This is a genomic window from Streptomyces sp. NPDC001606 (assembly GCF_053596835.1).
The window spans coordinates 89,978-115,747 of record NZ_JBSFHC010000012.1; the positions used below are offsets into that span (position 1 = coordinate 89,978).

Genomic DNA, 25,770 nt, shown 5'->3' on the forward strand with positions numbered 1-25,770 from the left:
GCCGGGCGCGGTCAGCGGCCGCCGACGGCCAGCTCGTAGTCGCCGATCAGATCGCCGAGCAGGGTTCCGGCGGTGAGGTCGCTGGAGACGTGCCCGGCCATGTAGAGGCGGGAGTAGAGGACCTCGTCCTGCATCCACCGGTAGTCCGCAGCGCGGTGCGGGGACAGACCGCCGAGGAAGGTGACGGCGGCGGCGGCCCGGGTCGCATGGCGGGAGGGGTAGGAGTAGGGGCCCTTGGCGCCGGGCTTGATGTGCTTGTCCGGGCGCAGGGCGGGGTCGAGGACGAAGGGCGCGGGCTGCCGGTCGCGGGCGGCCAGCTGGTCGCTGACGGTCTTGGCGAGCTTGAGGGCCGCCTTGAGCCCGGCCTTCTCCGCCGTGCCCTGCGCCGTGGGGAGGAGTTCCCGCTGGTCGTGCTGGTACAGCTTCCAGATGTCCTTCTTACCGTTGATTTCCAGCCAGGTCGCCGCCTTCTTCCCGGCGGCCGTGCGCTTGCGGGCCAGGGCCTGGACCTGGCCGAGTTCGGCGGTGCGCTCCTTCGCCGAGGGCGGCGCGGGGATCTGCCGGGCGGCCCAGGCGGCGAACGCCTTGTCGTCGCGGGCGGTGCCGTGCGCCTTCTTCCACCGGGCGAAGAGCGCGTCGGCCCGCGCGCGCTGGGCGTCGGCCTGCCGGCCGATCGGTGCGATGTCGGCGTCGGTGAAGAGCGGCGGGGGCGGGTTCTGCCGGATGCGGGCGGTCGCCGAGAGCTTCTGCTTCCCGGTGGCGGCCGTGGGGATCAGGCGCGGCCGCAGCAGCCCGAAGGCGGCGACCGCCACGGCGAGCAGTGCGATGACCGCGTACTGCCACCTGACGCGGCGCAGGATGTTCATCGGGAGAGGGTCCTTTCCGGAGGCGGTGCGGGGTGTGCCGCGGCGGTGAAGTGGGTGCGCGCGAGCCGGCGCACGTCGTTGTCGGGCAGCCCGGGTGTGAGCAGGGACTGGAGGACGATGTACTTGCTCAGCGAGACCGGCCGGGCGCCGAGGCTCAGCAGCAGGCGGTCGGCGGGGGCGGGCCGGGCGCCGCCCTTGGTCTCCACGAGGATCCGTCCCGGGGCGAGGGCGGCGGTGCGGTCGCCGCGATGGCCGGTGAGCAGGCCGTCCAGCGTGACCCGGCTGCCCCGGTCCAGGTCGGCGAGGGCGGCACGCACGTACCTGACCTCGGCCGACGGGGTCAGCAGGGAGGCGGTGACCGGGATGTCGGCCTGCCGGAGCACGTCGTCGACGAACCGCGCCGCGGCGTCGTCGAGGCGGCCGTAGGCGGGGGCCGGGACGTTCAGCGCGTGTTTGACGGTGGCGCCCCGGCCGTCCTTCGTCTTCACCTCCACCCGGCACAGCCCGTCCTCCGCGTACAGCCGGGTGCGCACCTTCCAGCGCCGGCGGCGCCGCTGGACGTGGGCGCGCCAGGCGCCGAGCCCCGCCGTGTCGAAGTAGGCGGAGAGATAGCTCGTCGTACGGCGGCCGGCCAGGTCCAGGACGTGGTGGCTCGCGGCGAGCCGGTCCACGAGGAGGCGGGCGCGTTCCAGCGGCAGCAGATACTTGCGGTCGGTGCGGTGCTGGAGCGCGGCGGCCGCGTCCACCTCGGCGAGCGTCGCGCCGCGCAGTCCGGACAGACCGAGAGCGGACGCGAGGGAGCCCGCGGACGTCATACGGCGGTCACCTGCTCACGCGGCTCCGCCTCGTCCCGTACGGCGACGGGTTCGTCCGGTGCGAGGGGGTAGCGGGCGGCCACCCGGGTGGTCTCGCGGACGTAGTCGACCTCCTCGACCGCCACCGACAGCGGAGCCCGGCCGTAGCGCAGGGCGACGTCCTCGGGGATCAGGGACGGGTCGTCGTACACCCGGTCCAGGGTCAGCTTCACGGTGCGGGTGGGCGGCGGGTAGGCACGGGGATCGTCCACCAGCAGCACGGCGAGCAGCACCACCGCGTCCAGGGCGATGACGAGCCAGCCGGCGCGCTGCGGCAGCCCGGTGCACAGGCCGATGACCAGCGTCACGAAGGTGTAGGCGACATCGCGCAGGGTGAAGGCGGCGCTGCGCAGCCGGACCAGGGAGAGGATGCCGAACAGGCCGAAACCGACCCCGGCCGGGAACTTGCCGGCGCCGATCGCGCTCATCGCCGCGAACAGCCCGATGTTCAGGGTCACCAGCACCAGCGGCATCGCCGGTGCGGTGGGACGGCGCCGGTAGAGCCAGCCCACCAGGAGCAGCAGGGCGATGACGTCGAGCCCGCCGCGGGTGCTCAGGTCGAGGGCGGTGAGGTGGCGGGTGATGCCCTTGGCGGCGAGCACCAGTGCGTGCATGGCTGTCCCTTCCGTCCGGGCACGTCGGACGGCGGACCGGTCGCGGTCCGCGGTGCACCGCGACATGAAGGAAGGTAGGGATGTCACATGAACAGACCATGAAGGCTTTCCGGGGTCCGTGACGGCCACGGCGGCCGGTTAGCCTGACCGGCATGCACTACCTGGTCGTCGATGACGAGACCCGCCTCACGGACCTCGTCGTCCGCTACCTCACCGAGTCCGGACACACCGCCGAGGGCCGCTACGACGGCCCCTCCGGTCTGGCCGCCGCCCGCGATCCGCGCCTGGACGGGATCGTCCTGGACGTGATGCTGCCGGGGACGGACGGGGTGGAGGTGTGCCGGACGCTGCGCGACGAGGGCATCGATGTGCCGGTCGTGCTGCTCACCGCGCGCGGCGCGATCAGCGAGCGGGTGGCCGGTCTGGACGCGGGAGCCGACGACTATCTGGTCAAGCCGTTCGCCATGGAGGAGCTGCTGGCCCGGCTGCGGGCGATATCCCGGCGCCGCCCCGACTCCTCCGGCCGGCTCCGGGTGGGCGACCTCGTCCTCGACCCCGAGCAGCAGCGGGCCTGGCGGGCGGGAAGCGAACTGGAGCTGTCCCGGCGGGAGTTCGCCGTACTGCGGGTGCTGATGGAGAACGCCGGCCGGGTGGTGACCCGGCTCCAGCTGCTGGAGGAGGTCTGGGACGGCGAGACGGATCTGCGCAGCAACGCCATCGACGTCCATGTCTCCAAGGTGCGCGCGAAGGCCGACCGCGCCTTCGGCCGTACGACCATCACCACCCTGCGCGGACGCGGCTACCGGCTGGAGACCGCCGCGTGACACTGCCCGGACGGCTGCGGGCCTGGTTCGGGCGGCTGCCCGTCGTCACCCGCCTGGTGCTGGCCGTCGCCGTGACCATGTCCCTCGTGCTGGCCGCGGCGGCCTGGCTGGTGTACTGGCGGGTGGAGAGCGCCCTGGACCGGCAGCTGCACGACGACCTGGTCACCTACCAGCACAGCCTCGACGGGGCCGTGCGCACCGGCACCGCACCGCCACCGGGCCCGAGCGGCAGCCTCTACCAGGTCCTCGACCTCCGCGGCCGGGTGCTCGGCGCGAGTCCCGCCGTGCACCGCCGCGCCCTGCTCAACCCCGCCGAACTCGCCTCCGCCGCCCGGGGCAGGACCGTACGGCGCGATGTCGGCTCCCTGCTGCCGATGGCCCCGGACACCCTGCGGCTGCTGGCCGAGCGGGTCCCTGCCCAGGGCGCCCCCCGCGTGGTCGTCGCCGCCGTCCGCCGCGGGCATCGTGACGAGGCCCTGCGCGAGCTCCTCGCCCAGCTCGCCCTCGCCTCCGGGCTCACCCTGATCGCCGCCTCCTACGTCGGCTACCGCACCGCGCGCGCCGCCCTGCGCCCCGTCGAGCGGTACCGCACCGCGGCGGCCACCCTCGCCGACGGCGCACAGAAGCTGCGGCTGGACGTGCCCGCCGACCGCGACGACGAGATCACCCGGCTCGGCCACACCCTCAACCGCATGCTCGACCGGCTGGAGGCCGCCGCCGCGCGCGAGCACCGGTTCATCGCGGACGCCAGCCATGAGCTGCGCACCCCGCTGTCCCTGCTGCGGGCCGAGGTCGACGTCGCGCTGCACCGCCCCCGCTCGGCCGCGGAGCTCACCGAGACCCTGCGCTCGGTGGACGCCGAGGTGCAGCGTCTGATCGATCTCTCCAACGCCCTGCTGGAGCTGGAGGAACTCGGCGGCACCGACCGTGTCACCCGGGCGCCCGTGGCCCTCGCCGACCTCCTCGGCACCGCCGTGGCACCGCATCTGCGCACCGCCGAACGGGCCGGGCGGGAGCTGGCCACGACGGTGCAGGACACCACCGTGGACGTGGACGCGCGGTGGCTGGTGCCCGCCCTCGGCAATCTCGTCGACAACGCGCTGCGGCACGGAGAGGGCGCCGTACGGCTCACGGCCGCCGTCCACGAGAACCGGCTGCGGGTGTCCGTCACGGACGAGGGGCCGGGCTTTCCGCCCGACTTCCTGCCGCGCGCGTTCGAGCGGTTCGCCCGTGCCGAGGCCAGCCGGGCCGGTGAGGGCTCCGGTCTCGGGCTGTCCTTCGTGAGCGCGGTGGCCGCGGCGCACGCGGGCACCGCACACGCCGAGAACGCGGCGGGCGGGGCAGCGGTGACGCTCGAACTGCCGTGTTGATCCGCCGCTCGGCCGGAACCGCGGCCCGGTCCTGCCGGGCCGGGGCAGGCGGTTCGGCGGGTGGCGGGTGATGCTGGAGCGGACAGCTCTGCCAGATGCGCCTGGAGGCCCGGCCGGTGATCGCCGTCAACCCGATGAACAGCGCCTCGGTGCTGGCCGCCTTCGGCGCGCTGGGCGTCCTGGTGGTGACCTTCGCCGAGTCCGGCCTGCTGGTCGTCGGGTTCCTCCTGCCCGGCGACACCCTGCTCTTCCCGGCCGGGGTGCTGTGCGCGGGCAGCGGTGACCAGCCGCCGCGGCTGTCGCTGTGGCAGGTGCTGCTGTGCGCGGCCGTCGGCGCGGTGGCCGGAGGGCAGATCGGCTATCTGATCGGGCGGCACGGCGGCCGGGCGCTGCTGGCCCGCACGTCCAGCCGCCGGGCGAAGGCGGCGACGGTCCGGGCCGAGCAGCTGCTGTCCCGGTACGGCTACGGCAAGGCGCTCGTGATCGGCCGGTTCGTGCCACTGCTGCGGACCGTCCTGCACCCGGTGGCGGGGGTGCTCGAGGTGCCCCTGCGCCCGTTCACCCTGTGGCAGGCCGTGGGCGGGGTGCTCTGGTCGCAGCTGCTGGTGCTGGCCGGATACACGCTGGGCGCGTCGGTGCCGCACGTCGACGACTATCTGCTGCCGCTGGTCGCGGTGGTCGTCGTCCTCTCGCTGCTGCCGCTGCTGGTCGAGGCCCGCCGCGCCCGCCGGCAGCGGCGCGGCACCTCCGGCTGAGCGCCGCGCCCGGCACCCGGCCGGCGACGCCTTCTGGACGGGCCGGTGACGTTCCCCGAGACTGGACCGGATCCGGCGCTCCGCTCCCAGGGACGGTGACATGGAAGAGGAAGTCCCCCGCGTCGAACTCACCCCGCAGGCGGCGGAGCTGGTGCGCCGGCTGCGCGCCGAGCACGGGCCCCTGATGTTCCACCAGTCCGGCGGCTGCTGCGACGGCAGCGCACCCATGTGCTACCCGGACGGCGAGTTCCGCACCGGCGGCTCGGACGTGCTGCTGGCCGAGCTGACGGTGGAGGGGGTGGCGGAGCCCGTGAGCTTCTGGATGTCCCGGAGTCAGTACGAGGTGTGGCGCCACACCCGGCTGATCGTGGACGTCGTACCAGGAAGAGGCAGCGGCTTCTCGCTGGAGGCACCCGAGGGGGTGCGTTTTCTCACCCGTTCTCGCGTCGTCGGGGCCTAGTCCGCCCGCAAGCCGCCGAGGTCTGGTGCACTGCCCCTGAACACAGGGATTCCACGGGCAGTTGACGAGACATCAGGGGGCACGGTGACGAGACGTCGCAGGCGTTCGGCAGCGGGCAGAGCGGTTCTCACGGTGGTCACGGCGTTCGGAGTGCTGGCCGGTGCGGCCGTGGCGGAGGCGGCGCCGGCCGGTGCCGTACCGGCCGGCCGGCGGATCGCGCCGGGGGTCACCTACCGGCAGTTCGACGTCGACGCGGCCGCCGGTACGGCGCACGCCCATCTGCTCACGGTCGACCTGGCCAATCCCCATGTCCGGGTCGACCTGCTCCACCCGGGCGCGGTGGCGGCCCGGGCCACGGTCTCCCGGATGGCGGACTCGGCCGGGGCGGTCGCCGGGGTCAACGGGGACTTCTTCAACATCACCGAGTCCCAGCACCCCGGCGTCGAGGCCACCGGCGCGAGCGTCGGCCCGGCCGTCGCGGACGGTACGGTGCTCAAGGCGGCGGTGCCGAAGGGCCAGCGGTTCGGTCCCGCGCTGCCCCCGGGGACGAGCACCGAGGACGTCCTCGGCGTGGGCACCGACCGGCGGGCCCGCCTGGACCGGCTCTCGCTGTCCGGCTCGGTCGACACCCCGGAGGGCCGGCTGGCGCTGGAGGGCCTCAACCAGTACGCGCTCCCGGAGAACTCCGTCGGCGCCTTCACCCACCTGTGGGGCAGCACCTCCCGGGAGCGCGCCGTCTGCGGCACCGACACCGAACGGGCGGCGCCGTGCAGCACCGACACCTACGAGGTGACGGTCACCGACGGCCGGGTGGTCTCCGCCGCCGACGCCCCGGGCAGCGGCCCGATCGCCGCGGACAGCACGGTGCTGGTGGGCCGCGAGGAGGGCGCGCGGCAGCTGCGCAAGCTGTCCGTCGGCGACGCGGTGAGCGTCATCCACACCCTGGTGGCGGCGTCCGGGACGCCGTACGCCTTCGCGATCGGCGGCTTCCCGGTGCTGCGGGACGGCGCGCCGCTGACCGGGCTGGACGACACCACCACGGCGGTGCGCACGGTCGTGGGCTTCAAGGACGGCGGACAGCAGCTGCTGCTCCTGGTACTGGACGGGGCCGCCGCCTACCGGACCGGGATGACGGTCGCGGAGGAGGCGGACACCATGCGGTCGCTGGGTGCGACCGACGCGTTCAACCTGGACGGCGGCGGCTCCTCGGAGCTGGTCACCCGGGATGCGGACGCAAGCGCGGTGACGGTCCGCAACCACCCGAGCGGCGGCGCCGAACGCGCCGTCGCCAACGGCATCGGCGTCTTCTCGCTGCCGTAGCTCAGGGCCGCAGGCTGCTCACGAGATCGGCCGTGGTGGTGAGCCCGCTGCTGATGGTGGGCGCCATGCTGGTGCCGGCCAGGAAGAAGCCGAGCAACATGCAGACCACGGCGTGGGAGACCTTCAACGCGCCGTTGCGCATGAAGATCACGGCAAGGATCAGGAGCAGCAGCACCACAGAGATGGAAATGGCCATCGCGAACCTCCTCCGCCACGCGCGTTTCGCGGCGTTCGGCCGCAAGTGTGGCGTAGCGGAGGGTTCGTCCGGGCAGCTGACGTGTCCTCCGTTCGTGTGAAGTCTCGCCCGCGTACCGGAAAGGCCCGCCCCGGGTGGGGGCGGGCCTCGGTCGCGGTGCGGCGGGTCAGGGGGCCTGGAGGTCGACCAGATCGGCCAGTGCCTCGCGGTGCGCTCCGGCCGTCCCGTAGGCGATCGAGTCGGCCTTGGCCCGCTTCAGGTAGAGGTGGACCGGGTGCTCCCAGGTCATGCCGATCCCGCCGTGCAGCTGGAGCGCCTCCTCCGTGGCGTGGACGGCGACGGGGGCGGCGTAGGCCTGGGCGAGGGCCACGTGGAGGTCGGTCTCGGTACCGGTGGCGAGGGCGTCCGCGGCGGCGCGGGCGGCGGCCCGGAGGTTGACCACCTCCAGCCACAGCTGGGCGAGCCGGTGCTTGAGCGCCTGGAAGCCGCCGACCGGCCGGTTGAACTGCTTGCGCTCCTTCAGATAGCGGACCGTCTCGGTCAACGCCCAGTCGGCGACGCCCAGTTGCTCGGAGGCGAGCAGGCCGGCGGCGGCACCGAGGGCCCGGCGTACGGCCGGTTCGGCGTCGCCGACCAGGCGGCCCGGGGCGCCGTCCAGCCGCACCGAGGCCAGCGGCCGGGTCAGGTCCAGGGAGACCTGCGGGGTGACCGTCACGGCGTCGGCGGTCACGGCGTACAGGCCGCCGTCGTCGGCCGGGACGAGCAGGACGTCGGCGACGGCGGCGTCCGCGACCCCGGTCAGCTCGCCGTGCAGGGCGTCGCCTTCCCGTCGTACCGCCGGGAAGGACGCACCCGGCGCCGTGTGCAGGCCGACCGCGAGGACGCCGATGGTCCGGCCGCCGGCCAGCTGTCCGAGCAGCTCCTCGTCGCCGCAGGCCAGCAGCGCCTCGGTGGCCACGACCGCGCTGGAGAGATACGGCACGGGTGCCACCGCGCGCCCCAGCTCCTCCAGGACGACTGCGGCTTCGCGGTGGGTGGCGCCCTGGCCGCCCAGGGCCTCCGGCACCAGCAGGCCCGCGAGGCCCATGCCGTCGGCGAGCGCCTTCCAGGCGGCGAGGTCGTGCGGCGCGTCGGACTCGGTGCGCGCGATGACCCCGGGGGCGTCGCAGTGGTCGGCGAGCAGGTCGCGTACGGCGGCCCGCAGCGCCTCTTCCTCCTCCGAGTACAGCAGGTCGGTCATCGGGCGAGGTCCTTCCAGGCGACGTCCTTGTCGGTGCGCGGCTCGGCGGGCAGTCCGAGCACCCGCTCGGCCACGATGTTCAGCAGGACCTCGCTGGTCCCACCCTCGATGCTGTTGCCCTTGGCGCGCAGATAGCGGTACCCGGCGTCCCGGCCGGTGAAGTCGACCATCTCCGGGCGGCGCATGGTCCAGTCGTCGTACAACAGGCCCTCGGCCCCGCGGAGTTCGACCTCCAGGCCGCTGATCTCCTGGTTGAGGCGGGCGAAGGCGAGCTTCATCCCGGAGCCCTCGTAGCCCGGCTGTCCGGCGACGAGCTGCTGGCGCAGGCGTTCGGCGGTGAGGCGGGACACCTCGGCCTCGACCCAGAGCTTCAGCAGCCGCTGGTGCAGTTCGTGGGTGCGCAGTTCGGGGCGTTCGCGCCAGGTCTTCGCGATCGGGCCGATCATCCCGCCCTCGCGGGGCAGGGCCATGCCGCCGATGGAGACCCGCTCGTTCATCAGCGTGGTCTGGGCGACCCGCCAGCCGTCGCCGATCTCGCCGAGGCGGTGGGAGTCGGGGATGCGGACGTCGGTGAGGAAGACCTCGTTGAACTCGGCCTCGCCGGTGATCTGGCGCAGCGGCCGGACCTCGACACCGGGGTCGGTCATGTCACAGACGAAGTAGGTGATGCCCGCGTGCTTCGGCAGGTCCGGGTCGGTGCGGGCGATGAGGATGGCCCAGCGGGCGGTGTGGGCGCTGGAGGTCCACACCTTCTGCCCGTTGACCACCCAGGTGTCGCCCTCGCGGACGGCCCGGGTGCCGAGCGCGGCCAGGTCGGAGCCGGCGCCGGGCTCGCTGAACAGCTGGCACCAGACCTCCTCCCCGGTCCACAGCGGCCGCAGAAAGCGCTGCTTCTGCTCCTCGGTGCCGTACTTGAGGACGGTCGGCGCGGCCATGCCCAGGCCGATGCCGATGCGCCGCGGGTCGTTGTCCGGGGCGCCCGCGGCCTCCAGCTCGGCGTCCACGACCGCCTGGAGGGAGCGCGGGACACCGAGGCCGCCGAGGCCCTCGGGGTAGTGCACCCAGGCGAGTCCGGCGTCGAAGCGGGCCCGCAGGAAGTCCAGCCGGTCGGTCTCGGCGGGCGGATACGCGGCCAGCAACTCGGCCGTACGGCGCCGGAGTTCGGTGGCGTCGGTCATGCGGCGGCTCCCTTGTCCAGGACCACGGCCACCCGGCCGGTGGTCACCCCGTCGGCGACGCGCTGCACGGCGTCGGCCGTGCCGGCGAGCGGCACCCGCTCGCTCACCAGCGGCCGGATCGCGCCACGGGTGGCCAGCTCGGTCAGTTCCTCGTGGCAGCGCTGGACCAGCTTGGGGTTCTTGGTGTTGTACAGGCCCCAGTGGAGGCCGAGGATCGAGTAGTTCTTCACCAGGGCGTGGTTGAGTGCCGGGCTGGGGATGGTGCCGGAGGCGAAGCCGACAACGACGATCCGGCCCTCGAAGGCGACCACCTTGGTGGACTGGGCGTAGGCCGCGCCGCCGACGGGGTCGTAGATCACATCGGCGCCGCGTCCGCCGGTGGCCTCCTTGACGGCCGCGACGACGTCCTCGGCGCGCCGGTCGACCACCACGTCGCAGCCCAGCTCGCGGGCGACGGCGGCCTTGTCCGCGCCGCCGACCACACCGATCACGGTGGCACCGGCGGCCTTGCCGAGCTGGACGGCGGCGCTGCCGACGCCTCCGGCGGCGGCGTGCACGAGCAGGGTCTCGCCGGCCTCCAGACGGGCGCGGCGGTGCAGGCCGAACCAGCCGGTCTGGTAGCCGATGTGCAGGGCCGCGGCCTCGGCGTCGTCCAGCGCCTCGGGGGCGGGCAGCAGGGCGCGGGCGTCGGCGAGGGCGTACTCGGCGAAGCCGCCGTGCGGCAGCACGGGGTTGGCGATCACCCGGCGGCCGTCCGCGGTCTCACCGCAGATCTCCACGCCGGGGGTGAACGGCAGCGGCGGGCGCACCTGGTACTGGCCCCGGCACAGCAGCGCGTCCGGGAAGTTGACGTTGGCGGCCCGTACCCGGAGCAGCACCTGGCCGTCGCCGGGGGTGGGCGGCTCCACCTCCAGCAGGCGCATCACCTCGCTCGGCTCGCCGTTCTCGTGCACTTGCCATGCCTGCATGCGGGGCCTCCACGACTGCTTCGTCCGACCGGGTCCAACCGCATACTAAGCGGTCGCTTGCCCATCAGGGAACAGTCGGCCGGGAAGAGACCGGTGCGCTCACGAACGGGACGGCCGCGCCCGGACGTGCATCCGTTCCCCCTGCGGGCCGAACAGGCTGAGGAACTCCACCGGCCCCTCCCCCGTCGACCCGAACCAGTGCGGCACCCGGGTGTCGAACTCGGCCGCCTCCCCCGCCGTCAGCACCACGTCGTGCTCGCCGAGCACCAGCCGCAGCCGGCCCGAGAGCACATACAGCCACTCGTACCCCTCGTGGGTGCGCGGGTCCGGTTCCTGCGTGCGCTGCGGTTCGAGCACCTTGAAGGCCTGGAGGCCGCCGGGCTGACGGGTCAGCGGCCAGTGGGTGCGCCCGCCACGCACGATCGGCTTGGCCCGCACCCGCGGATCCCCGGCCGGCGGCGCCCCGACCAGCTCGTCCAGCGGCACCTGATGGGCCTGGGCGATGGGCAGCAGCAGCTCCAGGCTGGGCCTGCGCAGACCGGACTCCAGTCGGGACAGGGTGCTCACGGAGATCCCCGTCGCCTCCGACAGGGCGGCCAGCGTCACCTCCCGCTCCTTGCGGATCCGGCGCAACCGCGGCCCCACCTCGGCCAGAACCTCGTCAGTGCTCATGCGGGTATTGCAGTTTTGGCAAAGGTGTTTGTCAATACCGCAGAGCGGGGCGCCTGCCGGCGGGGGAGGCGGCGGAGACGACCGGGCCGTGGCCGCCCGTCGTGGCACCGACGGGATGCGGACGAGCGAGTCGACGCTGAAGGGACATGGACCGGCCCCGGCCATCCACCGCCGGCGCCCGCCTGGCCGGGTCCCTCCGGGGAAGGCACCCGCCTGCGGGTGGCGGGCCACGCGAGCGGGGAACCCCCTCCCGGGGAAGCCCCCGGGAGCGGGGAACCCCCTCCCGGGGAAGCCCCCGGCCTGTGGGCAGCCGATGCGACCGAGGGCCCCCTTCGGGGGAGGCACCGGCCCGAGGGCAGCGGGCCATGCGAGCGGATTCGTCGGGCAGGGCGGCAGGGACACCCGGGCCGGCGGGGCGATCAGTGGGGGACTGCCGGTTTCCGTTTTCTCGGCGGCGGCGCGCCCGTGGGCTGGGGCGTTGCGCATCCTGCGGTGCGCTGAGGCACGCTGAACGCATGCTTCTGTCTCGGTTGGCCCAGGTGTCCCGGGACGTCGCGGCGACGGCGTCCCGCTCGCGCAAGACCGCCCTGCTCGCCGACCTCTTCCGGGAGGCGCAGCCGGACGACGTGCCGATCGTCATCCCGTATCTGGCCGGCCGGCTGCCGCAGGGGCGGCTCGGCGTCGGCTGGAAGGTGCTGGGCCAGCGGGTGCCGCCGGCCGCCGTACCGACGCTCACCGTCGCCGAGGTCGACGCCCGGCTCGGCGCGCTCGGCAAGGTGTCCGGCCCCGGCTCGCAGGCGGAGCGGATCCGACTGGTCGGCGAGCTGATGGGCGCGGCCACCGAGGAGGAGCAGCGCTTTCTGCTCGGGCTGCTCACCGGCGAGGTCCGGCAGGGCGCGCTGGACGCGGTCGCCGTGGAGGGGCTGGCCCGGGCGACCGGCGCGGACCCGGCGGACGTGCGCCGGGCGGTGATGCTCGCCGGGTCGCTCCAGACGGTCGCCGAGGCCCTGCTCGCCGAGGGGCCGCCGGCGCTGGACCTGTTCCGGCTCACCGTCGGCCGCCCGGTCCTGCCCATGCTGGCGCACAGCGCGTCCTCGGTCGCCGAGGCGGTGGAGAAGCTGGGCGCCTGCGCGGTGGAGGAGAAGCTGGACGGCATCCGGATCCAGGTCCACCGGGACGGCGACACCGTCCGGGTGCACACCCGCACCCTGGACGACATCACCGAGCGACTGCCCGAAGTGACCGCCGCGGCACGGGAGTTGCCCGGAGAGCGGTTCATCCTGGACGGCGAGGTGATCTCCTTCGACGCGGCCGGCCGGCCCCGCTCCTTCCAGGAGACCGCGGGCCGGGTCGGCTCCCGGACGGACGTGGCGCGGGCGGCCGGAGAGGTGCCGGTCTCCGCCGTCTTCTTCGACGCGCTCGCGGTCGACGGCGCGGACCTGCTGGACCTGCCCTTCGCCGAGCGGCACGCCCGGCTGGCCCGGCTAGTGCCGGAGCCGATGCGGGTGCGCCGGACGGTGGCGCACGGGCCGGGGGACATCCCGGAGGCGGAGCGGTTCCTCGCCGACACCCTCGCCCGCGGCCACGAGGGCGTCATGGTGAAGGCGCTGGACGCCCCCTACAGCGCGGGCCGGCGCGGCGCCTCCTGGCTGAAGGTCAAACCCGTGCACACCCTCGACCTGGTCGTCCTGGCCGCCGAGTGGGGCCACGGCCGGCGCACCGGCAGGCTGTCCAACCTGCACCTCGGCGCCCGCACGGCGGACGGCGGCTTCGCCATGCTCGGCAAGACTTTCAAGGGCATGACGGACGCGATGCTCGCCTGGCAGACCGAACGGCTCCAGCGGCTGGCGGTGGCCGACGAGGGCTGGGGGGTCCGGGTCCGTCCGGAACTCGTCGTGGAGATCGCCTACGACGGCCTTCAGCGCTCCTCCCGCTACCCGGCGGGCGTCACCCTGCGCTTCGCCCGCGTGGTCCGCTACCGCGAGGACAAGCGCCCCGAGGAGGCGGATACCGTGGAGGCCCTGCTGGCGGCTCATCCGGAGGTCACACCGTGACGGTGCGTACGACCAGGCGCAGCGCGGGACTGCTGGTGTTCCGGCGCACCGACGCCGGGCTCGAGGTGCTGCTGGGCCACATGGGCGGCCCGTTCTGGGCGCGGAAGGACGCGGGCGCGTGGACCGTGCCCAAGGGCGAGTACGACCCCGGGGAGCCCGCCTGGGAGGCGGCCCGGCGGGAGTTCCGGGAGGAGCTGGGTCTGGCGCCGCCCGACGGGGAGGCCGTACCGCTGGGCGAGGTCGCGCAGAAGAACGGCAAGGTCGTGACCGCGTGGGCGGTGGAGGCGGACCCGGACCTGAGCGGATTCAGCCCCGGCACCTTCGCCATGGAGTGGCCGCCGCGCTCCGGGCGGGTGCAGGAGTTCCCGGAGCTGGACCGCGTCGCCTGGCTCTCCGTGGACCGGGCCCGGGAGCTGATCGTCGCGGCCCAGGCGGCGTTTCTCGACCGGCTGGCGGAGCACTCGGGCTGAACAGCGCATCACACGTTGCGGCCCGCGCGCGGGGGCGCGAAGGTCGAGACAAGCCCGCTCCCAGGGAGGCCAGCCATGCCCATCGCGACGGTGAACCCGGCGAACGGCGAGACGCTCAAGACGTACGAGCCCATGGGCGAGGAAGAGCTGGAACGCCGGCTCCAGCTCGCCGAGGCCACGTTCCGCACCTACCGGACGACCGCGTTCGCCGACCGCGCCCGGCTGATGACCCGGGCCGCCGGTCTGCTGGACGAGGACCAGCAGGAGATCGCCCGGGTCATGACCACCGAGATGGGCAAGCCGATCACGCAGGCCCGCGCCGAGGCCGCGAAGTGCGCCAAGGCGATGCGCTGGTACGCCGAGCGCGCCGAGGGCCTGCTGGCCGACGAGGAGCCCCCCGAGGCGGACGTACGGGACTCGGGCGCGTCCCGGGTCCGGGTGCGGTACCGCCCGCTGGGGCCCGTCCTCGCGGTGATGCCGTGGAACTTCCCGCTGTGGCAGGTGATCCGGTTCGCGGCACCCGCCCTGATGGCGGGCAACGTGGGCCTGCTCAAGCACGCGTCCAACGTCCCGCAGACCGCCCTGTACCTGGAGGACCTGTTCCACCGGGCGGGCTTCCCGGAGGGCTGCTTCCAGACGCTGCTGGTCGGCTCGGCGGCGGTGGACGACATCCTGCGGGACGAGCGGGTGAAGGCGGCCACCCTCACCGGCAGCGAGCCGGCGGGCCGGGCGGTCGGCTCCACCGCCGGGGAGATGATCAAGAAGACGGTGCTGGAGCTGGGCGGCAGCGATCCCTATGTGGTGATGCCGTCGGCCGACCTCGACCGGGCGGCCGAGGTCGCGGTGACCGCGCGGTGCCAGAACAACGGCCAGTCCTGCATCGCCGCGAAGCGGTTCATCGTGCACACCGACGTCTACGACGCGTTCACCGAGAGGTTCGTCGCCGGCATGCGGGCGCTCAAGGTCGGCGACCCGCTGGCGGAGGACACGGACATCGGGCCGCTCTCCAGCGAGCGGGGGCGGGCGGATCTGGAGGAGCTGGTGGACGACGCCAGGCGGGGCGGCGCCCAGGTGCTGTGCGGCGGTGAGCGGCCGGACGGGCCGGGCTGGTACTACCCGCCGACCGTGCTCGCCGGCATCACCCGGGAGATGCGCATCCACCGCGAGGAGGCGTTCGGGCCGGTCGCCACGGTGTACCGGGCCGGTGACGTGGACGAGGCGATCCTGATCGCCAACGACTCGCTGTTCGGGCTGAGTTCGAACGTGTGGACGCGAGAGAACGGCGAGGTGGAGCGGTTCGCCCGGGACCTGGACGCCGGCGCCGTGTATGTCAACGGCATGACCGCCTCCCATCCGGCGTTCCCCTTCGGCGGGACGAAGCGGTCGGGGTACGGGCGTGAGCTGTCCGGGCACGGAATCCGGGAGTTCTGCAACATCACCACGGTTTGGCAGGGTGCGTAGGGGACGCGCGACTACCATCCCTTTTTGTGAACCGCGAAGTGACCCTCCCTCTGATCGTCGACGACCGCGGTACCTTGCAGGTGTCCGCGGCCGATGTGAGCAAGTTGCTGCGCACCGTGGGCGGGCGATGGCTGCGGCTGGTCGAGGCCGGGGAGCAGGGTCTGGACGAGGACACGGTCGCCGCGCTGACCATCGAGCTGGCGAAGCTGGCGGACCGGATCGACGTGGCCTGCATCGCCCACAGCAGCGGAGCGCCGTAACGCCACGGGCCGGCCGGCCCGTGGCATCACCCTGCGCAACCCTCCCGCGACCAGCGAGGATCGACGCCGTGTCCCCGATTCGGAGTAATCCGGCGCGTGATCATCGCCCTCCCGGGTGACGGTGGGTGGAGCACCCACAGAGGTGAACCACCTTCTGGCCGGTGGGCGCGAGCTCACCGGAAAGCGGAAAGCAGGGACGGTTCATGGCGACTTTGTGCAGACCCTCGGTGTCGGTCCCGGAGCACGTGATCACGATGGAGGAGACGCTGGAGCTGGCGCGCTCCCGCCACGCGGACCACCCTCAACTGGCGCTCGCGCTGCGGCTGATCGAGAACACGGGTGTCAAGACCCGGCACATCGTGCAGCCCATCGAGGAGACGCTGAAGCACCCGGGCTTCGAGGACCGCAACAAGATCTACGAGGCCGAGGCCAAGGCCCGGGTTCCGGCGGTGATCCAGCGCGCGCTGGACGACGCGGAGCTGCTCACGAGCGACATCGACGTGATCGTCTACGTGTCGTGCACGGGCTTCATGATGCCCTCGCTGACGGCGTGGCTGATCAACGAGATGGACTTCGACAGCACCACCCGGCAGCTGCCCATAGCCCAGCTGGGCTGCGCGGCGGGCGGCGCGGCGATCAACCGGGCGCACGACTTCTGCTCGGCCTACCCGAACGCCAACGTGCTGATCGTGGCCTGCGAGTTCTGCTCGCTGTGCTACCAGCCCACCGACCTCGGCGTCGGCTCGCTGCTGTCCAACGGCCTCTTCGGTGACGGCGTCGCCGCCGCCGTGGTCCGGGGGCGCGGCGGCACCGGCGTCCACCTGGAGCGCAATGGCTCCTACCTGATCCCGAAGACCGAGGACTGGATCGCGTACGACGTCCGGGCCACCGGCTTCCACTTCCTGCTGGACAAGCGGGTCCCGACCACCATGGAGCCGCTCGCCCCGGCGCTGAAGGACCTGGCCGGGCTGCACGGCTGGGACGCGTCCGACCTGGACTTCTACATCATCCACGCGGGCGGCCCACGGATCCTGGACGACCTCAGCAAGTTCCTCCAGGTCGACCCGCACGCGTTCCGGTTCAGCCGGGCCACGCTCACCGAGTACGGCAACATAGCCAGCGCCGTCGTGCTGGACGCGCTGCGCCGGCTGTTCGACGAGGGCGGCGCCGAGGACCGGGCCCGCGGACTGCTCGCCGGGTTCGGCCCCGGCATCACCGCCGAGATGACGGTGGGCCGCTGGGCCAGCGGGAACGGAGCCGGGCGATGACCGAGGAGACCACGCTCACCGGGACACTCCCGCCGATCCGGCACTGGCCGGCGTTCGACCTGCCGGGGACGGCCTTCGACCCGGTGCTGACCGATCTGATGCGCGAGGGCCCGGTCACCCGCATCCAGCTGCCCAACGGCGAGGGCTGGGCCTGGCTGGTCACCCGCTACGACGATGTGCGGATGGTCACCAACGACCCGCGCTTCGGCCGCGAGGCGGTCATGGGCCGGCAGGTCACCCGGCTCGCCCCGCACTTCATCCCGGACCGGGGCGCGGTCGGCTTCCTCGACCCGCCCGACCACACCCGGCTGCGCCGCTCGGTGGCCGCCGCGTTCACCGCGAAGGGCGTGGAGCGGGTGCGCGAGAAGGCCCGCGGCATGCTGGAGGAGCTGGTGGACGAGCTGCTCCAGGACGGCCCGCCGGCCGACCTCACGGCGGCCGTCCTCAGCCCCTTCCCCATCGCGGTGATCTGCGAGCTGATGGGCGTCCCGGCCGGCGACCGGCACGAGATGCACACCTGGACCCAGCTGATCCTGTCCTCCGCGCACGGCAAGGACATCAGCGAGAAGGCCAAGCGCGAGATGAGCGCCTACTTCTCCGATCTGATCGGGCTGCGCGAGGGCAGCACCGGCGAGGACGTCACCTCGCTGCTCGGCGCCGCCGTGGGCCGGGGCGAGGTCACCCTCGCGGAGGCCGTCGGGCTCGCGGTGCTGCTCCAGATCGGCGGCGAGGCGGTCACCAACAACAGCGGGCAGATGTTCTACCTGCTGCTGACCCGCCCCGACCTCACCGAGCAGCTGCGCGCCGAGCCGGGGATCCGCCGGCAGGCCATCGACGAGCTGCTGCGCTACATCCCGCACCGCAACGCGGTCGGCCTGTCCCGGATCGCCCTGGAGGACGTGGAGATCCGCGGCACCCTGATCCGGGCCGGCGACCCGGTCTACGTCTCCTACCTGGCGGCCAACCGGGACCCGGACGTCTTCCCCGACCCGGAGACCATCGACTTCTCCCGCAGCCCGAACCCGCATGTGGCGTTCGGCTTCGGCCCGCACTACTGCCCCGGCGGCATGCTGGCGCGGCTGGAGTCGGAACTGCTGGTGGACGCCCTGCTCGACCGGATTCCGGGTCTGCGGCTGGCGGTGCCGCCGAACCAGGTGCCCTTCAAGAAGGGCGCGCTGATCCGCGGCCCCGAGGCCCTGCCGGTGACCTGGTGAGCGGACCATGACGGAGACGGAGGGACTCTACGTGCCGCCGGGCCACGGCCGCGTCGTGGCGACCCCGGCCCAGCGGGTGACGTTCAAGGTCACCGGCACCCACTCGCGGATGGCCTCCACCTTCGAGGTGGAGGTCCCGCCCGGCTTCGACGTGGGCGCCCATGTGCACACGCGCAGCGAGGAGCTGTTCTACGTCCTGGAGGGCGAGCTGGATGTGCTCGCCTTCGAGCCGCGCGTGCGCACCCCCGACAACTGGCAGAAATGGGAGTCGAGTTCGGGCCGCCGGACGGTCCGGGCGACCCCGGGGACGGTGATCGTCGTACCGCCGGGGTGCCCGCACGCCTTCGCCAATCCGACGGAGACGCCCGCGCGGATGTTCTTCCAGGCGTCTCCGCCCCCGGACCACGAGCGCTATTTCGAGGAACTCCTGGAGATCCTCGGCAACGGCGGCCCACCGGACCAGGAGGCGATCGAGGCGCTGCGCACCAAGTACGACATCGAACAGCTGACGCCGCTCCGGCATCGCCAGGGAAGCCGACCTGATCCGAAAGAACGGCCCTAGCGGATCGGCATCCCGGAGAGGGTGCGGGCGATCACCAGTCGCTGGATCTCGCTCGTGCCCTCGAAGATGGTGTAGATCGCGCTGTCGCGGTGCATGCGCTCCACCGGGTACTCGCGGGTGTAGCCGTTGCCGCCCAGGATCTGGATGGCCTGCGCGGTCACCTTCTTCGCGGTCTCACTGGCGAAGAGCTTGGACATCGAGCCCTCGGCGGCGGTGAACGGCTTGCCGTTGACCGCCATCCAGGAGGCCCGCCAGACCAGCAGCCGCGCCGCGTCGATCTGGGTCCGCATGTCCGCCAGCTGGAACGCGACCCCCTGGTTGTCGATGATCGGCCGCCCGAACTGCTCACGGGTCTTCGCGTAGTCGAGGGCGACCTCGTAGGCCGCCCGGGCGGTGCCGATGGCCATGGCGCCCACCGCGGGCCGGCTCGCCTCGAAGGTCGCCATCGCCGCGTTCTTGACCCGCTCTCCGCCGGCGGCCCGCGCCCGGGCCAGCCGCTCGTCCAGCTTCTCCTTGCCGCCGAGCAGGCAGGAGCCGGGGACCCGGACGTTGTCGAGGATCACCTCGGCGGTGTGCGAGGCGCGGATGCCGTGCTTCTTGAACTTCTGCCCCTGGGACAGCCCCGGGGTGCCTGGCGGGACGATGAAGGAGGCGTGGCCCTTGGAGCCCAGCTCCGGGTCGACGACCGCGACGACGACATGGACGTTGGCGATGCCGCCGTTGGTCGCCCAGGTCTTGGTGCCGTTGATCACCCACTCGTCCTTGGCCTCGTCGTACACGGCCCGCGTGCGCATGGAGGCCACGTCGGAGCCGGCGTCGGGCTCGGAGGAGCAGAAGGCGGCGAGCTTGACGTCGTTCTGGTCGCCGTACATCTGCGGGATCCAGGTGCCGATCTGCTCGTCGGTGCCGTTGGCGAGGACGCCCACGGCGGCGAGACCGGTGCCCACAATGGAGAGGGCGATGCCCGCGTCGCCCCAGAACAGCTCCTCCATGGCCATCGGGATGCCGAGGCCGGTGGGGTCGAAGTACTGCTGTGCGTAGAAGTCGAGGGAGTAGATGCCGACCTTCGCGGCCTCCTGGATGACCGGCCAGGGAGTCTCCTCGCGCTCGTCCCACTCCGCGGCGGCGGGACGGATCACGTCCGCGGCGAAGCCATGGAGCCAGTCCCGGACTTCCTTCTGTTCGTCGTTCAGCTCCATGGTGAACTCGGCCATGTCCCCTCCAGCGGCGCGTACGGTGTTACTAGCGGTAACCGCAGTCTGTTACCGGTGGGTAGGAAAAGTCAACCGTGGCTGACCCCTCGGCATCCCGCTCCATGTCAGGGGCCCGGTCAGTGCTAGTTTGCGCAGGCGTCACCGAATCACCACGGGTGGGGAGAGCACATGGACACCACACAGCGGACCGAGCAGCAGCGGTCCGCCGACCGCAGACGGCGCGAGCTGCTGGAGGCCGCCGACCGGGTGGTGCTCCGCGACGGCCCGCGGGCGTCGATGAACGCGATCGCGGCGGAGGCGGGCATCACCAAGCCGATCCTCTACCGCCACTTCGGCGACAAGGGGGGCCTGTACGCCGCCCTCGCCACCCGGCACACCGACGCACTGCTCGCCTCGCTCCGGGCGGCGCTGGACGCCCCCGCCGACCGGCGCGAGCGGGTGGAGTCCACCCTGGACACCTACCTCGCCGCGATCGAGGCCCGGCCCCAGGTGTACCGGTTCCTGATGCACCCGGCGGAGGGCAGCACCGGCGGCGACCAGGGCTTCGACGTCGGCAAGCACTCCGCTCCGCTGCTGAGGCGGATGGGCGAGGAGCTGGCCCAGGTCATCGAGGAGCGGGTGGACCTCGGCCCGGAGAGCCAGCAGCTCGCCCGGGTCTGGGGGCACGGGATCGTCGGCATGATGCACGCGGCCGGGGACTGGTGGCTGGGCGAACGGCCCTGCTCCCGGGCCGAGTTGGTGCGGTCGCTGGCGGACCTGCTGTGGGGCCGGCTGGCGGCGGCCGGGGACCGGATCGGCGGACCGGGGTTCTGAGGGCCGCCCTCCGACCCTAAGCGGTCACGCCGGCAATGGGGCTCCCGGGAGACTTCCCTCACTTCCCCCAGGAGGCCTTGGCGATCTGCCGGAGCAGCCGGCGCCTGCGCCACCCCGTGAGGTGATCCGCGTACACCCGGCCCTCCAGGTGGTCGCACTCGTGTTGCAGGCACCTGGCGAAGAAGCCCGTGCCGTGCACCGTGACCGGCTCCCCGGTCATCGTGCGGCCCTCGACCACCGCGTGGTCGTAGCGCTCGGTACCCGCCTCCAGGCCCGGCAGGGACAGACAGCCCTCCGGGCCGCGGAGCACGACTCCGTCGGCCTCCACCAGGCGCGGATTCACGATATGCCCGAGATGCCGGACATCTTCGTCGTCCGGGCAGTCGTACACGAACACCCGCAGCCCCACCCCCACCTGATTCGCCGCCAGGCCCACCCCCTGCGCCGCGTACATGGTGGCGAACAAGTCCTCCACGAGGCGGGCCAGTTCGGGGCCGAAGTCGGTGACGTCCGCGCAGGGCGTGTGCAGGGCGGTGTCGCCGTGCAGGGTGAGAGGCCGGACGCGCCCGCGGGCGCCCGGAATGGAACCGTGTCGCATGGCGGCAAGGGTACGGTTCGTTCGACCCATGCCCGCCGCGCTGGCGTGGGCCGGGATTCGGGTGTGCGAATGGATCTCGATAGGCTGAGCTTCACACCACGTTGCCGGATTGCCCCAGGCGCGGCGCGTACGCAAGGAGGATCGAGAACTGATGGCAGGCAACTCGGACCCGCTCACGCCGCGGGCCAAGCTGGCCGTGACCGCGGGTAAGGCGGTCGCTGCGGCATCGCGCGCCGCAGGGCGCGGCAGCGGGTCGGTGATCGGCGGCCGGGTCGCGCTGAAGCTCGACCCCGATCTGCTCGGACGGCTGGCCCAGAACCTGGACGTCGTCCTGGTGTCCGCCACCAACGGCAAGACCACGACCACCCGGCTCATCGCGGAGGCGCTGCGGGCCGCGGGCCCGGTCGTGTCGAACGCGCTCGGCGCCAACATGCCGGCCGGCATCACCTCCGCCCTGGCCGGGGGCACGGAGTCGAAGTTCGGCGTGATCGAGGTCGACGAGAAGTACCTGGCCGGTGTGGCACGGGACACGGACCCGAAGTGCATCGCCCTGCTCAACCTCTCCCGCGACCAGCTCGACCGCGCCGCGGAGACCCGGATGCTCGCCGAGAACTGGCGCGAGGGTCTGGCCGGCTCCAAGGCCGTGGTCGTCGCCAACTGCGACGACCCGCTGGTGGTGTGGGCCGCCTCGTCCTCCCCGAATGTGATCTGGGTCGCGGCCGGGCAGATGTGGAAGGACGACGCCTGGTCCTGCCCGGCGTGCGGTGGCGTGATGCAGCGCCCCGGCGACGACTGGTTCTGCGGTGAGTGCGGCTTCCGCCGGCCCACCCCGACCTGGGCGCTCTCCGGCGACCATGTGCTGGACCCGCACGGCTCCGCCTGGCCGATCCACCTCCAGCTGCCGGGCCGCGCCAACAAGGCGAACGCGGCCAGCTCCGCGGCGGTCGCCGCCGTCTTCGGGGTGCCGCCGCAGGTCGCCCTGGAGCGGATGTACCAGGTGCAGGCCGTGGCCGGCCGGTACGACGTCGTGCAGTTCCTGAACCGCGATCTGCGGCTGCTGCTGGCCAAGAACCCGGCCGGCTGGCTGGAGACGTTCTCGCTGATCGACCCGCCGCCCGCCCCGGTGATCCTGTCCGTGAACGCCCGCTCGGCCGACGGCACCGACACCTCCTGGCTGTGGGACGTCGACTACACCCGGCTGACCGGTCACCCGATCTTCGTCATCGGTGACCGCAAGCTGGACCTCGCCGTCCGCCTGGAGGTCGCGAACCAGCACTTCCAGGTCTGCGACGACCTCGACCAGGCGGTGCAGATGTGCCCGCCGGGCCGGGTGGAGGTCATCGCGAACTACACCGCGTTCCAGGACCTGCGCCGCCGCGTCGGCAACTGATCTTCGAAGGGCGATCACCTCATGAGCGACAACCAACTGCGGCTGGTGTGGATCTATCCGGACCTGCTCAGCACCTACGGTGACCAGGGCAATGTGCTCGTCGTGGAGCGCCGGGCCCGGCAGCGCGGCCTGGACGTGGCCCGGCTGGACGTCCGCAGCGACCAGCCGATCCCGACCTCGGGGGACATCTACCTGATCGGCGGTGGCGAGGACCGTCCGCAGCGGCTCGCCGCCGAGCGGCTGCGCCGGGACGGCCATCTCCAGCGGGCGGTGCAGAACGGCGCGATCGTCTTCTCCGTCTGCGCCGGCTACCAGATCCTCGGCCACGAGTTCATCAACGACCTGGGCCAGCGCGAGCCGGGCCTCGGTCTGCTGGACGTGGTGTCGGTGCGCGGCGAGGGCGAGCGGTGCGTGGGCGACGTACTGGCCGACATCGACCCGCAGCTGGGCCTGCCCCCGCTGACCGGCTTCGAGAACCACCAGGGCGTCACCCACCTCGGCCCGGCGGCCCGCCCGCTGGCCCGGGTGCAGATCGGCAAGGGCAACGGCACCGGGGACGGCACGGAGGGCGCGTACAACGGGACGGTCTTCGGGACGTACATGCACGGCCCGGTCCTCGCCCGCAACCCGCTGATCGCCGACCTGCTGCTGAAGCTGGCGCTCGACGTCAACGCGCTGCCGCCGATCGACGACCGCTGGTACGAGGCGCTCCGCAACGAGCGCATCGCGGCTGCGCAGCAGCCTGCGTAGGCACCGTTGCGCAGCAGCCTGCGTAGGCACTGCTGATCACTGCCGGGAAGCCCCCTGCCTGAGCGCTTGCGCTCCAGGTCAGGGGGCTTTCCCGTGGTGTGCGGCGGGGTGGCGGGGAGCCCGCCTGACGGGCCGTCCGCTCACATGTGCGGGTGCGTCCAGCAGGCGGACGCCCGCTACGGCGGGGCCCCCTCGCGCCGGTAGGGTGGCGGTGAATCCGCCGGACAACGTGGTCCGGTCTGACCGGCCCACGTTGAGAAGGTAAACGGGCTATGCGCATTGGTGTCCTCACGTCCGGCGGCGACTGCCCCGGCCTGAACGCCGTCATCCGGTCCGTCGTGCACCGTGCCGTCGCCGACCACGGCGACGAGGTCATCGGCTTCCGGGACGGCTGGAAGGGCCTCCTGGAATGCGACTACACGAAGCTCGACCTCGACGCCGTGGGCGGCATCCTGGCGCGCGGCGGCACCATCCTCGGCTCCTCCCGGGTCCGTCCGGAGCATCTGCGGGACGGGGTGGAGCGGGCCAGGGGCCATGTCGCGGAACTCGGCCTGGACGCGATCATCCCGATCGGCGGTGAGGGCACCCTGAAGGCGGCCCGGCTGCTGTCGGACAACGGGCTGCCCATCGTGGGCGTGCCCAAGACCATCGACAACGACATCGCCGTCACGGACGTCACCTTCGGCTTCGACACGGCCGTCGGTGTCGCGACGGAGGCCCTGGACCGGCTGAAGACCACCGCCGAGTCGCACCAGCGGGTGCTGATCGTGGAGGTCATGGGCCGGCACACCGGCTGGATCGCGCTGCACTCCGGTATGGCGGCCGGCGCCCACGCCGTCGTCGTACCGGAACGGCCCTTCGACATCGACGAGTTGACCCGGAAGGTCGGCGAGCGGTTCGCGGCGGGCAAGCGGTTCGCCATCGTGGTCGCCGCCGAGGGCGCCAAGCCGAAGCCGGGCACCATGGACTTCGACGAGGGCGGCAAGGACATCTACGGGCACGAGCGGTTCGCCGGGATAGCGCGTCAGCTGTCGGTGGAGCTGGAGCAGCGGCTCGGCAAGGAGGCGCGGCCGGTCATCCTCGGGCATGTGCAGCGGGGTGGCACGCCGACCGCCTATGACCGGGTGCTGGCGACGCGGTTCGGCTGGCACGCCGTGGAGGCCGTGCACCGGGGCGAGTTCGGCATGATGACGGCGCTGCGCGGGACCGACATCGTGATGGTGTCGCTGGCGGAGGCGGTCGAGACCCTCAAGACGGTGCCGACCGAGCGCTACGACGAGGCGGAGTGCGTGCTCTAGCCCGTCCGGGCTGTGGGCTGTGGTTCAGCCGAGAACAACCCGCCCCCGGTCACCGTGGTGACCGGGGGCGGTTCTACTCTTGGTGCGGACACAGACAGCTGTGGACAGACACCGCACACCCCCACGAACCAGGAGCCGCAGGATGGATCACGGCGGGCACGGCATGATGATGGATCTGCCGCCGTTCACGCTGGGGCGGGGGCTCCAGTGGTCGGCGGACCCGTTCTTCCTCGTCGCCTGTCTGCTGGGGCTGGGTCTGTACGGCTGGGGTGTGGTGCGGCTGCGGCGGCGCGGGGACGCGTGGCCGGTGGGCCGTACGGTGTCGTACGCCGTGGGTGTGCTGACCATCGGCCTGGTGATGTGCACCAGGCTGAACGACTACGGCATGGTGATGTTCAGCGTGCACATGGTGCAGCACATGATCATCAGCATGCTGTCGCCGATCCTGATCCTGCTCGGCGCACCGGTCACCCTGGCGCTGCGGGCGCTGCCGGCCGCCGGCCGGGGCCGGGGCCGCAAGGGTCCGCGCGAGCTGCTGCTGGCGCTGCTGCACAGCCGGTACATGCGGATCATCACCCACCCGGCCTTCACCATCCCGCTGTTCATCGCGAGCCTGTACGCGCTGTACTTCACCCCGCTGTTCGACTTCCTGATGGGGTCCAGGGCCGGGCACATCGCGATGATGGTGCACTTCCTGGCGGTGGGTGTGGTGTTCTTCTGGCCGATCATGGGGGTGGACCCGGGCCCGCACCGGCCGGGGTACGTGATGCGGATGCTGGAGCTGTTCGCGGGCATGCCGTTCCACGCCTTCTTCGGCATCGCGCTGATGATGGCGTCGGCGCCGATGGTGGAGACGTTCGAGCACCCGCCGGCCTCGCTCGGCGTCGACGCGCTGGCCGACCAGGTCTCGGCCGGCGGCATCGCCTGGGCCTTCAGCGAGGTCCCGTCCGTACTGGTGCTGATCGCCCTGCTGTTCCAGTGGTACCGCTCCGAGCAGCGGCAGGCCAGGCGCAAGGACCGGGCCGCGGACCGGGACGGCGACAAGGAGCTGGAGGCGTACAACGCCTATCTGGCCTCGCTCGGCGCCCGCAAGGGCTGAGC

Annotated in this window: 27 protein-coding genes; 17 read left to right on the top strand and 10 right to left on the bottom strand. The window is 72.7% G+C overall.

Annotated elements, in window-relative coordinates; genetic code table 11:
- Positions 1–11: 11 nt before the first annotated feature.
- Genes ACWCV9_RS22070 through ACWCV9_RS22080 form a run of 3 tightly spaced genes read right to left on the bottom strand, consistent with a single transcriptional unit; the run spans position 12 to position 2,334 of the window.
- Positions 12–866 carry a phosphatase PAP2 family protein gene (locus ACWCV9_RS22070; RefSeq protein WP_450788833.1) on the bottom strand — a complete coding sequence of 285 codons (855 nt, stop codon included), beginning with the start codon at positions 864–866 and terminating at the stop codon, positions 12–14.
- A complete protein-coding gene (locus ACWCV9_RS22075) occupies positions 863–1,681 on the bottom strand; it encodes a VTC domain-containing protein (RefSeq protein WP_450788835.1) in 819 nt (272 codons plus the stop codon). The genes ACWCV9_RS22070 and ACWCV9_RS22075 overlap by 4 nt, the downstream gene beginning before the upstream one ends.
- On the bottom strand, positions 1,678–2,334 hold the full coding sequence (locus ACWCV9_RS22080; protein WP_450788836.1) for a DUF4956 domain-containing protein: 657 nt from the start codon (positions 2,332–2,334) through the stop codon (positions 1,678–1,680). Before ACWCV9_RS22080 ends, ACWCV9_RS22075 begins: the two co-directional genes overlap by 4 nt.
- Positions 2,335–2,486: 152 nt before the next feature.
- On the opposite strand from ACWCV9_RS22080, the gene ACWCV9_RS22085 reads away from it, so the two are divergent.
- The 5 genes from ACWCV9_RS22085 to ACWCV9_RS22105 all read left to right on the top strand — a co-directional run bounded on the left by ACWCV9_RS22085 (position 2,487) and on the right by ACWCV9_RS22105 (position 7,063).
- The gene (locus tag ACWCV9_RS22085) at positions 2,487–3,158 is read left to right on the top strand and encodes a response regulator transcription factor (RefSeq protein WP_450788838.1); all 672 of its coding nucleotides are present in this window, start codon (positions 2,487–2,489) and stop codon (positions 3,156–3,158) included.
- Positions 3,155–4,528: an ATP-binding protein gene (locus ACWCV9_RS22090; protein WP_450788841.1), complete on the top strand. Its 1,374-nt coding sequence runs from the start codon at positions 3,155–3,157 to the stop codon at positions 4,526–4,528. Before ACWCV9_RS22085 ends, ACWCV9_RS22090 begins: the two co-directional genes overlap by 4 nt.
- Positions 4,529–4,644: 116 nt before the next feature.
- A complete protein-coding gene (locus ACWCV9_RS22095) occupies positions 4,645–5,283 on the top strand; it encodes a DedA family protein (RefSeq protein WP_450789113.1) in 639 nt (212 codons plus the stop codon).
- 100 nt (positions 5,284–5,383) lie between these two features.
- Positions 5,384–5,743 (top strand): DUF779 domain-containing protein, encoded by a 360-nt coding sequence (locus ACWCV9_RS22100; RefSeq protein ID WP_450788843.1) that lies wholly within the window; start codon positions 5,384–5,386, stop codon positions 5,741–5,743.
- Positions 5,744–5,875: 132 nt separating this feature from the next.
- Positions 5,876–7,063 (top strand): phosphodiester glycosidase family protein, encoded by a 1,188-nt coding sequence (locus ACWCV9_RS22105; protein WP_450788844.1) that lies wholly within the window; start codon positions 5,876–5,878, stop codon positions 7,061–7,063.
- Between the two features lies 1 nt (position 7,064).
- On the opposite strand, the gene ACWCV9_RS22110 is transcribed toward ACWCV9_RS22105, so the two are convergent.
- The 5 genes from ACWCV9_RS22110 to ACWCV9_RS22130 form a co-directional block, all read right to left on the bottom strand.
- Positions 7,065–7,259, bottom strand: coding sequence for a hypothetical protein (locus ACWCV9_RS22110; RefSeq protein ID WP_385844306.1), 195 nt, complete (start codon positions 7,257–7,259; stop codon positions 7,065–7,067).
- A 166-nt stretch (positions 7,260–7,425) separates the two neighbouring features.
- Positions 7,426–8,499 carry an acyl-CoA dehydrogenase family protein gene (locus ACWCV9_RS22115; RefSeq protein ID WP_450788846.1) on the bottom strand — a complete coding sequence of 358 codons (1,074 nt, stop codon included), beginning with the start codon at positions 8,497–8,499 and terminating at the stop codon, positions 7,426–7,428.
- Positions 8,496–9,677, bottom strand: a complete 1,182-nt coding sequence (locus ACWCV9_RS22120) for an acyl-CoA dehydrogenase family protein (protein WP_450788847.1) — start codon at positions 9,675–9,677, stop codon at positions 8,496–8,498. Before ACWCV9_RS22120 ends, ACWCV9_RS22115 begins: the two co-directional genes overlap by 4 nt.
- On the bottom strand, positions 9,674–10,645 hold the full coding sequence (locus ACWCV9_RS22125; protein ID WP_450788849.1) for an NADPH:quinone oxidoreductase family protein: 972 nt from the start codon (positions 10,643–10,645) through the stop codon (positions 9,674–9,676). The genes ACWCV9_RS22120 and ACWCV9_RS22125 overlap by 4 nt, the downstream gene beginning before the upstream one ends.
- Positions 10,646–10,744: 99 nt before the next feature.
- Complete coding sequence (locus tag ACWCV9_RS22130) at positions 10,745–11,317, bottom strand: helix-turn-helix domain-containing protein (protein WP_450788851.1); 573 nt, start codon at positions 11,315–11,317, stop codon at positions 10,745–10,747.
- Positions 11,318–11,832: 515 nt separating this feature from the next.
- On the opposite strand from ACWCV9_RS22130, the gene ACWCV9_RS22135 reads away from it, so the two are divergent.
- From ACWCV9_RS22135 to ACWCV9_RS22165, 7 genes are all read left to right on the top strand, one after another.
- Complete coding sequence (locus ACWCV9_RS22135; RefSeq protein ID WP_450788853.1) at positions 11,833–13,371, top strand: ATP-dependent DNA ligase; 1,539 nt, start codon at positions 11,833–11,835, stop codon at positions 13,369–13,371.
- Entirely contained in the window at positions 13,368–13,841 is a 474-nt protein-coding gene (locus ACWCV9_RS22140) for an NUDIX domain-containing protein (protein WP_385844297.1), read from the top strand. The genes ACWCV9_RS22135 and ACWCV9_RS22140 overlap by 4 nt, the downstream gene beginning before the upstream one ends.
- A gap of 75 nt (positions 13,842–13,916) precedes the next feature.
- On the top strand, positions 13,917–15,302 hold the full coding sequence (locus tag ACWCV9_RS22145; RefSeq protein ID WP_450788855.1) for an NADP-dependent succinic semialdehyde dehydrogenase: 1,386 nt from the start codon (positions 13,917–13,919) through the stop codon (positions 15,300–15,302).
- 26 nt (positions 15,303–15,328) lie between these two features.
- On the top strand, positions 15,329–15,562 hold the full coding sequence (locus tag ACWCV9_RS22150) for a DUF6213 family protein (protein WP_385844295.1): 234 nt from the start codon (positions 15,329–15,331) through the stop codon (positions 15,560–15,562).
- A gap of 203 nt (positions 15,563–15,765) precedes the next feature.
- Complete coding sequence (locus tag ACWCV9_RS22155) at positions 15,766–16,830, top strand: type III polyketide synthase (RefSeq protein WP_450788857.1); 1,065 nt, start codon at positions 15,766–15,768, stop codon at positions 16,828–16,830.
- A complete protein-coding gene (locus ACWCV9_RS22160) occupies positions 16,827–18,044 on the top strand; it encodes a cytochrome P450 (protein ID WP_450788858.1) in 1,218 nt (405 codons plus the stop codon). Before ACWCV9_RS22155 ends, ACWCV9_RS22160 begins: the two co-directional genes overlap by 4 nt.
- A 7-nt stretch (positions 18,045–18,051) precedes the next feature.
- Positions 18,052–18,606 (top strand): cupin domain-containing protein, encoded by a 555-nt coding sequence (locus ACWCV9_RS22165; RefSeq protein WP_450788860.1) that lies wholly within the window; start codon positions 18,052–18,054, stop codon positions 18,604–18,606.
- Here ACWCV9_RS22165 and ACWCV9_RS22170 read toward each other — a convergent pair.
- Positions 18,603–19,820 carry an acyl-CoA dehydrogenase family protein gene (locus tag ACWCV9_RS22170; protein ID WP_450788862.1) on the bottom strand — a complete coding sequence of 406 codons (1,218 nt, stop codon included), beginning with the start codon at positions 19,818–19,820 and terminating at the stop codon, positions 18,603–18,605. The genes ACWCV9_RS22165 and ACWCV9_RS22170 overlap by 4 nt on opposite strands.
- Positions 19,821–19,988: 168 nt before the next feature.
- Here ACWCV9_RS22170 and ACWCV9_RS22175 point away from each other — a divergent pair, with 168 nt between their 5' ends.
- Positions 19,989–20,633, top strand: a complete 645-nt coding sequence (locus tag ACWCV9_RS22175; RefSeq protein ID WP_450788863.1) for a TetR family transcriptional regulator — start codon at positions 19,989–19,991, stop codon at positions 20,631–20,633.
- Positions 20,634–20,691: 58 nt separating this feature from the next.
- Here the strand turns inward: ACWCV9_RS22175 and def are convergent, their stop codons facing one another.
- Positions 20,692–21,231 carry a peptide deformylase gene (gene def, locus ACWCV9_RS22180; RefSeq protein WP_450788865.1) on the bottom strand — a complete coding sequence of 180 codons (540 nt, stop codon included), beginning with the start codon at positions 21,229–21,231 and terminating at the stop codon, positions 20,692–20,694.
- A 151-nt stretch (positions 21,232–21,382) separates the two neighbouring features.
- On the opposite strand from def, the gene ACWCV9_RS22185 reads away from it, so the two are divergent.
- From ACWCV9_RS22185 to ACWCV9_RS22200, 4 genes are all read left to right on the top strand, one after another.
- Entirely contained in the window at positions 21,383–22,621 is a 1,239-nt protein-coding gene (locus ACWCV9_RS22185; RefSeq protein ID WP_385844286.1) for a Mur ligase family protein, read from the top strand.
- Between the two features lie 21 nt (positions 22,622–22,642).
- The gene (locus ACWCV9_RS22190; protein ID WP_385844285.1) at positions 22,643–23,371 is read left to right on the top strand and encodes a type 1 glutamine amidotransferase; all 729 of its coding nucleotides are present in this window, start codon (positions 22,643–22,645) and stop codon (positions 23,369–23,371) included.
- Positions 23,372–23,643: 272 nt separating this feature from the next.
- Positions 23,644–24,669 (top strand): 6-phosphofructokinase, encoded by a 1,026-nt coding sequence (locus ACWCV9_RS22195; protein WP_385844283.1) that lies wholly within the window; start codon positions 23,644–23,646, stop codon positions 24,667–24,669.
- Positions 24,670–24,811: 142 nt separating this feature from the next.
- Entirely contained in the window at positions 24,812–25,768 is a 957-nt protein-coding gene (locus tag ACWCV9_RS22200; RefSeq protein ID WP_450788868.1) for a cytochrome c oxidase assembly protein, read from the top strand.
- Positions 25,769–25,770 lie beyond the last annotated feature (2 nt).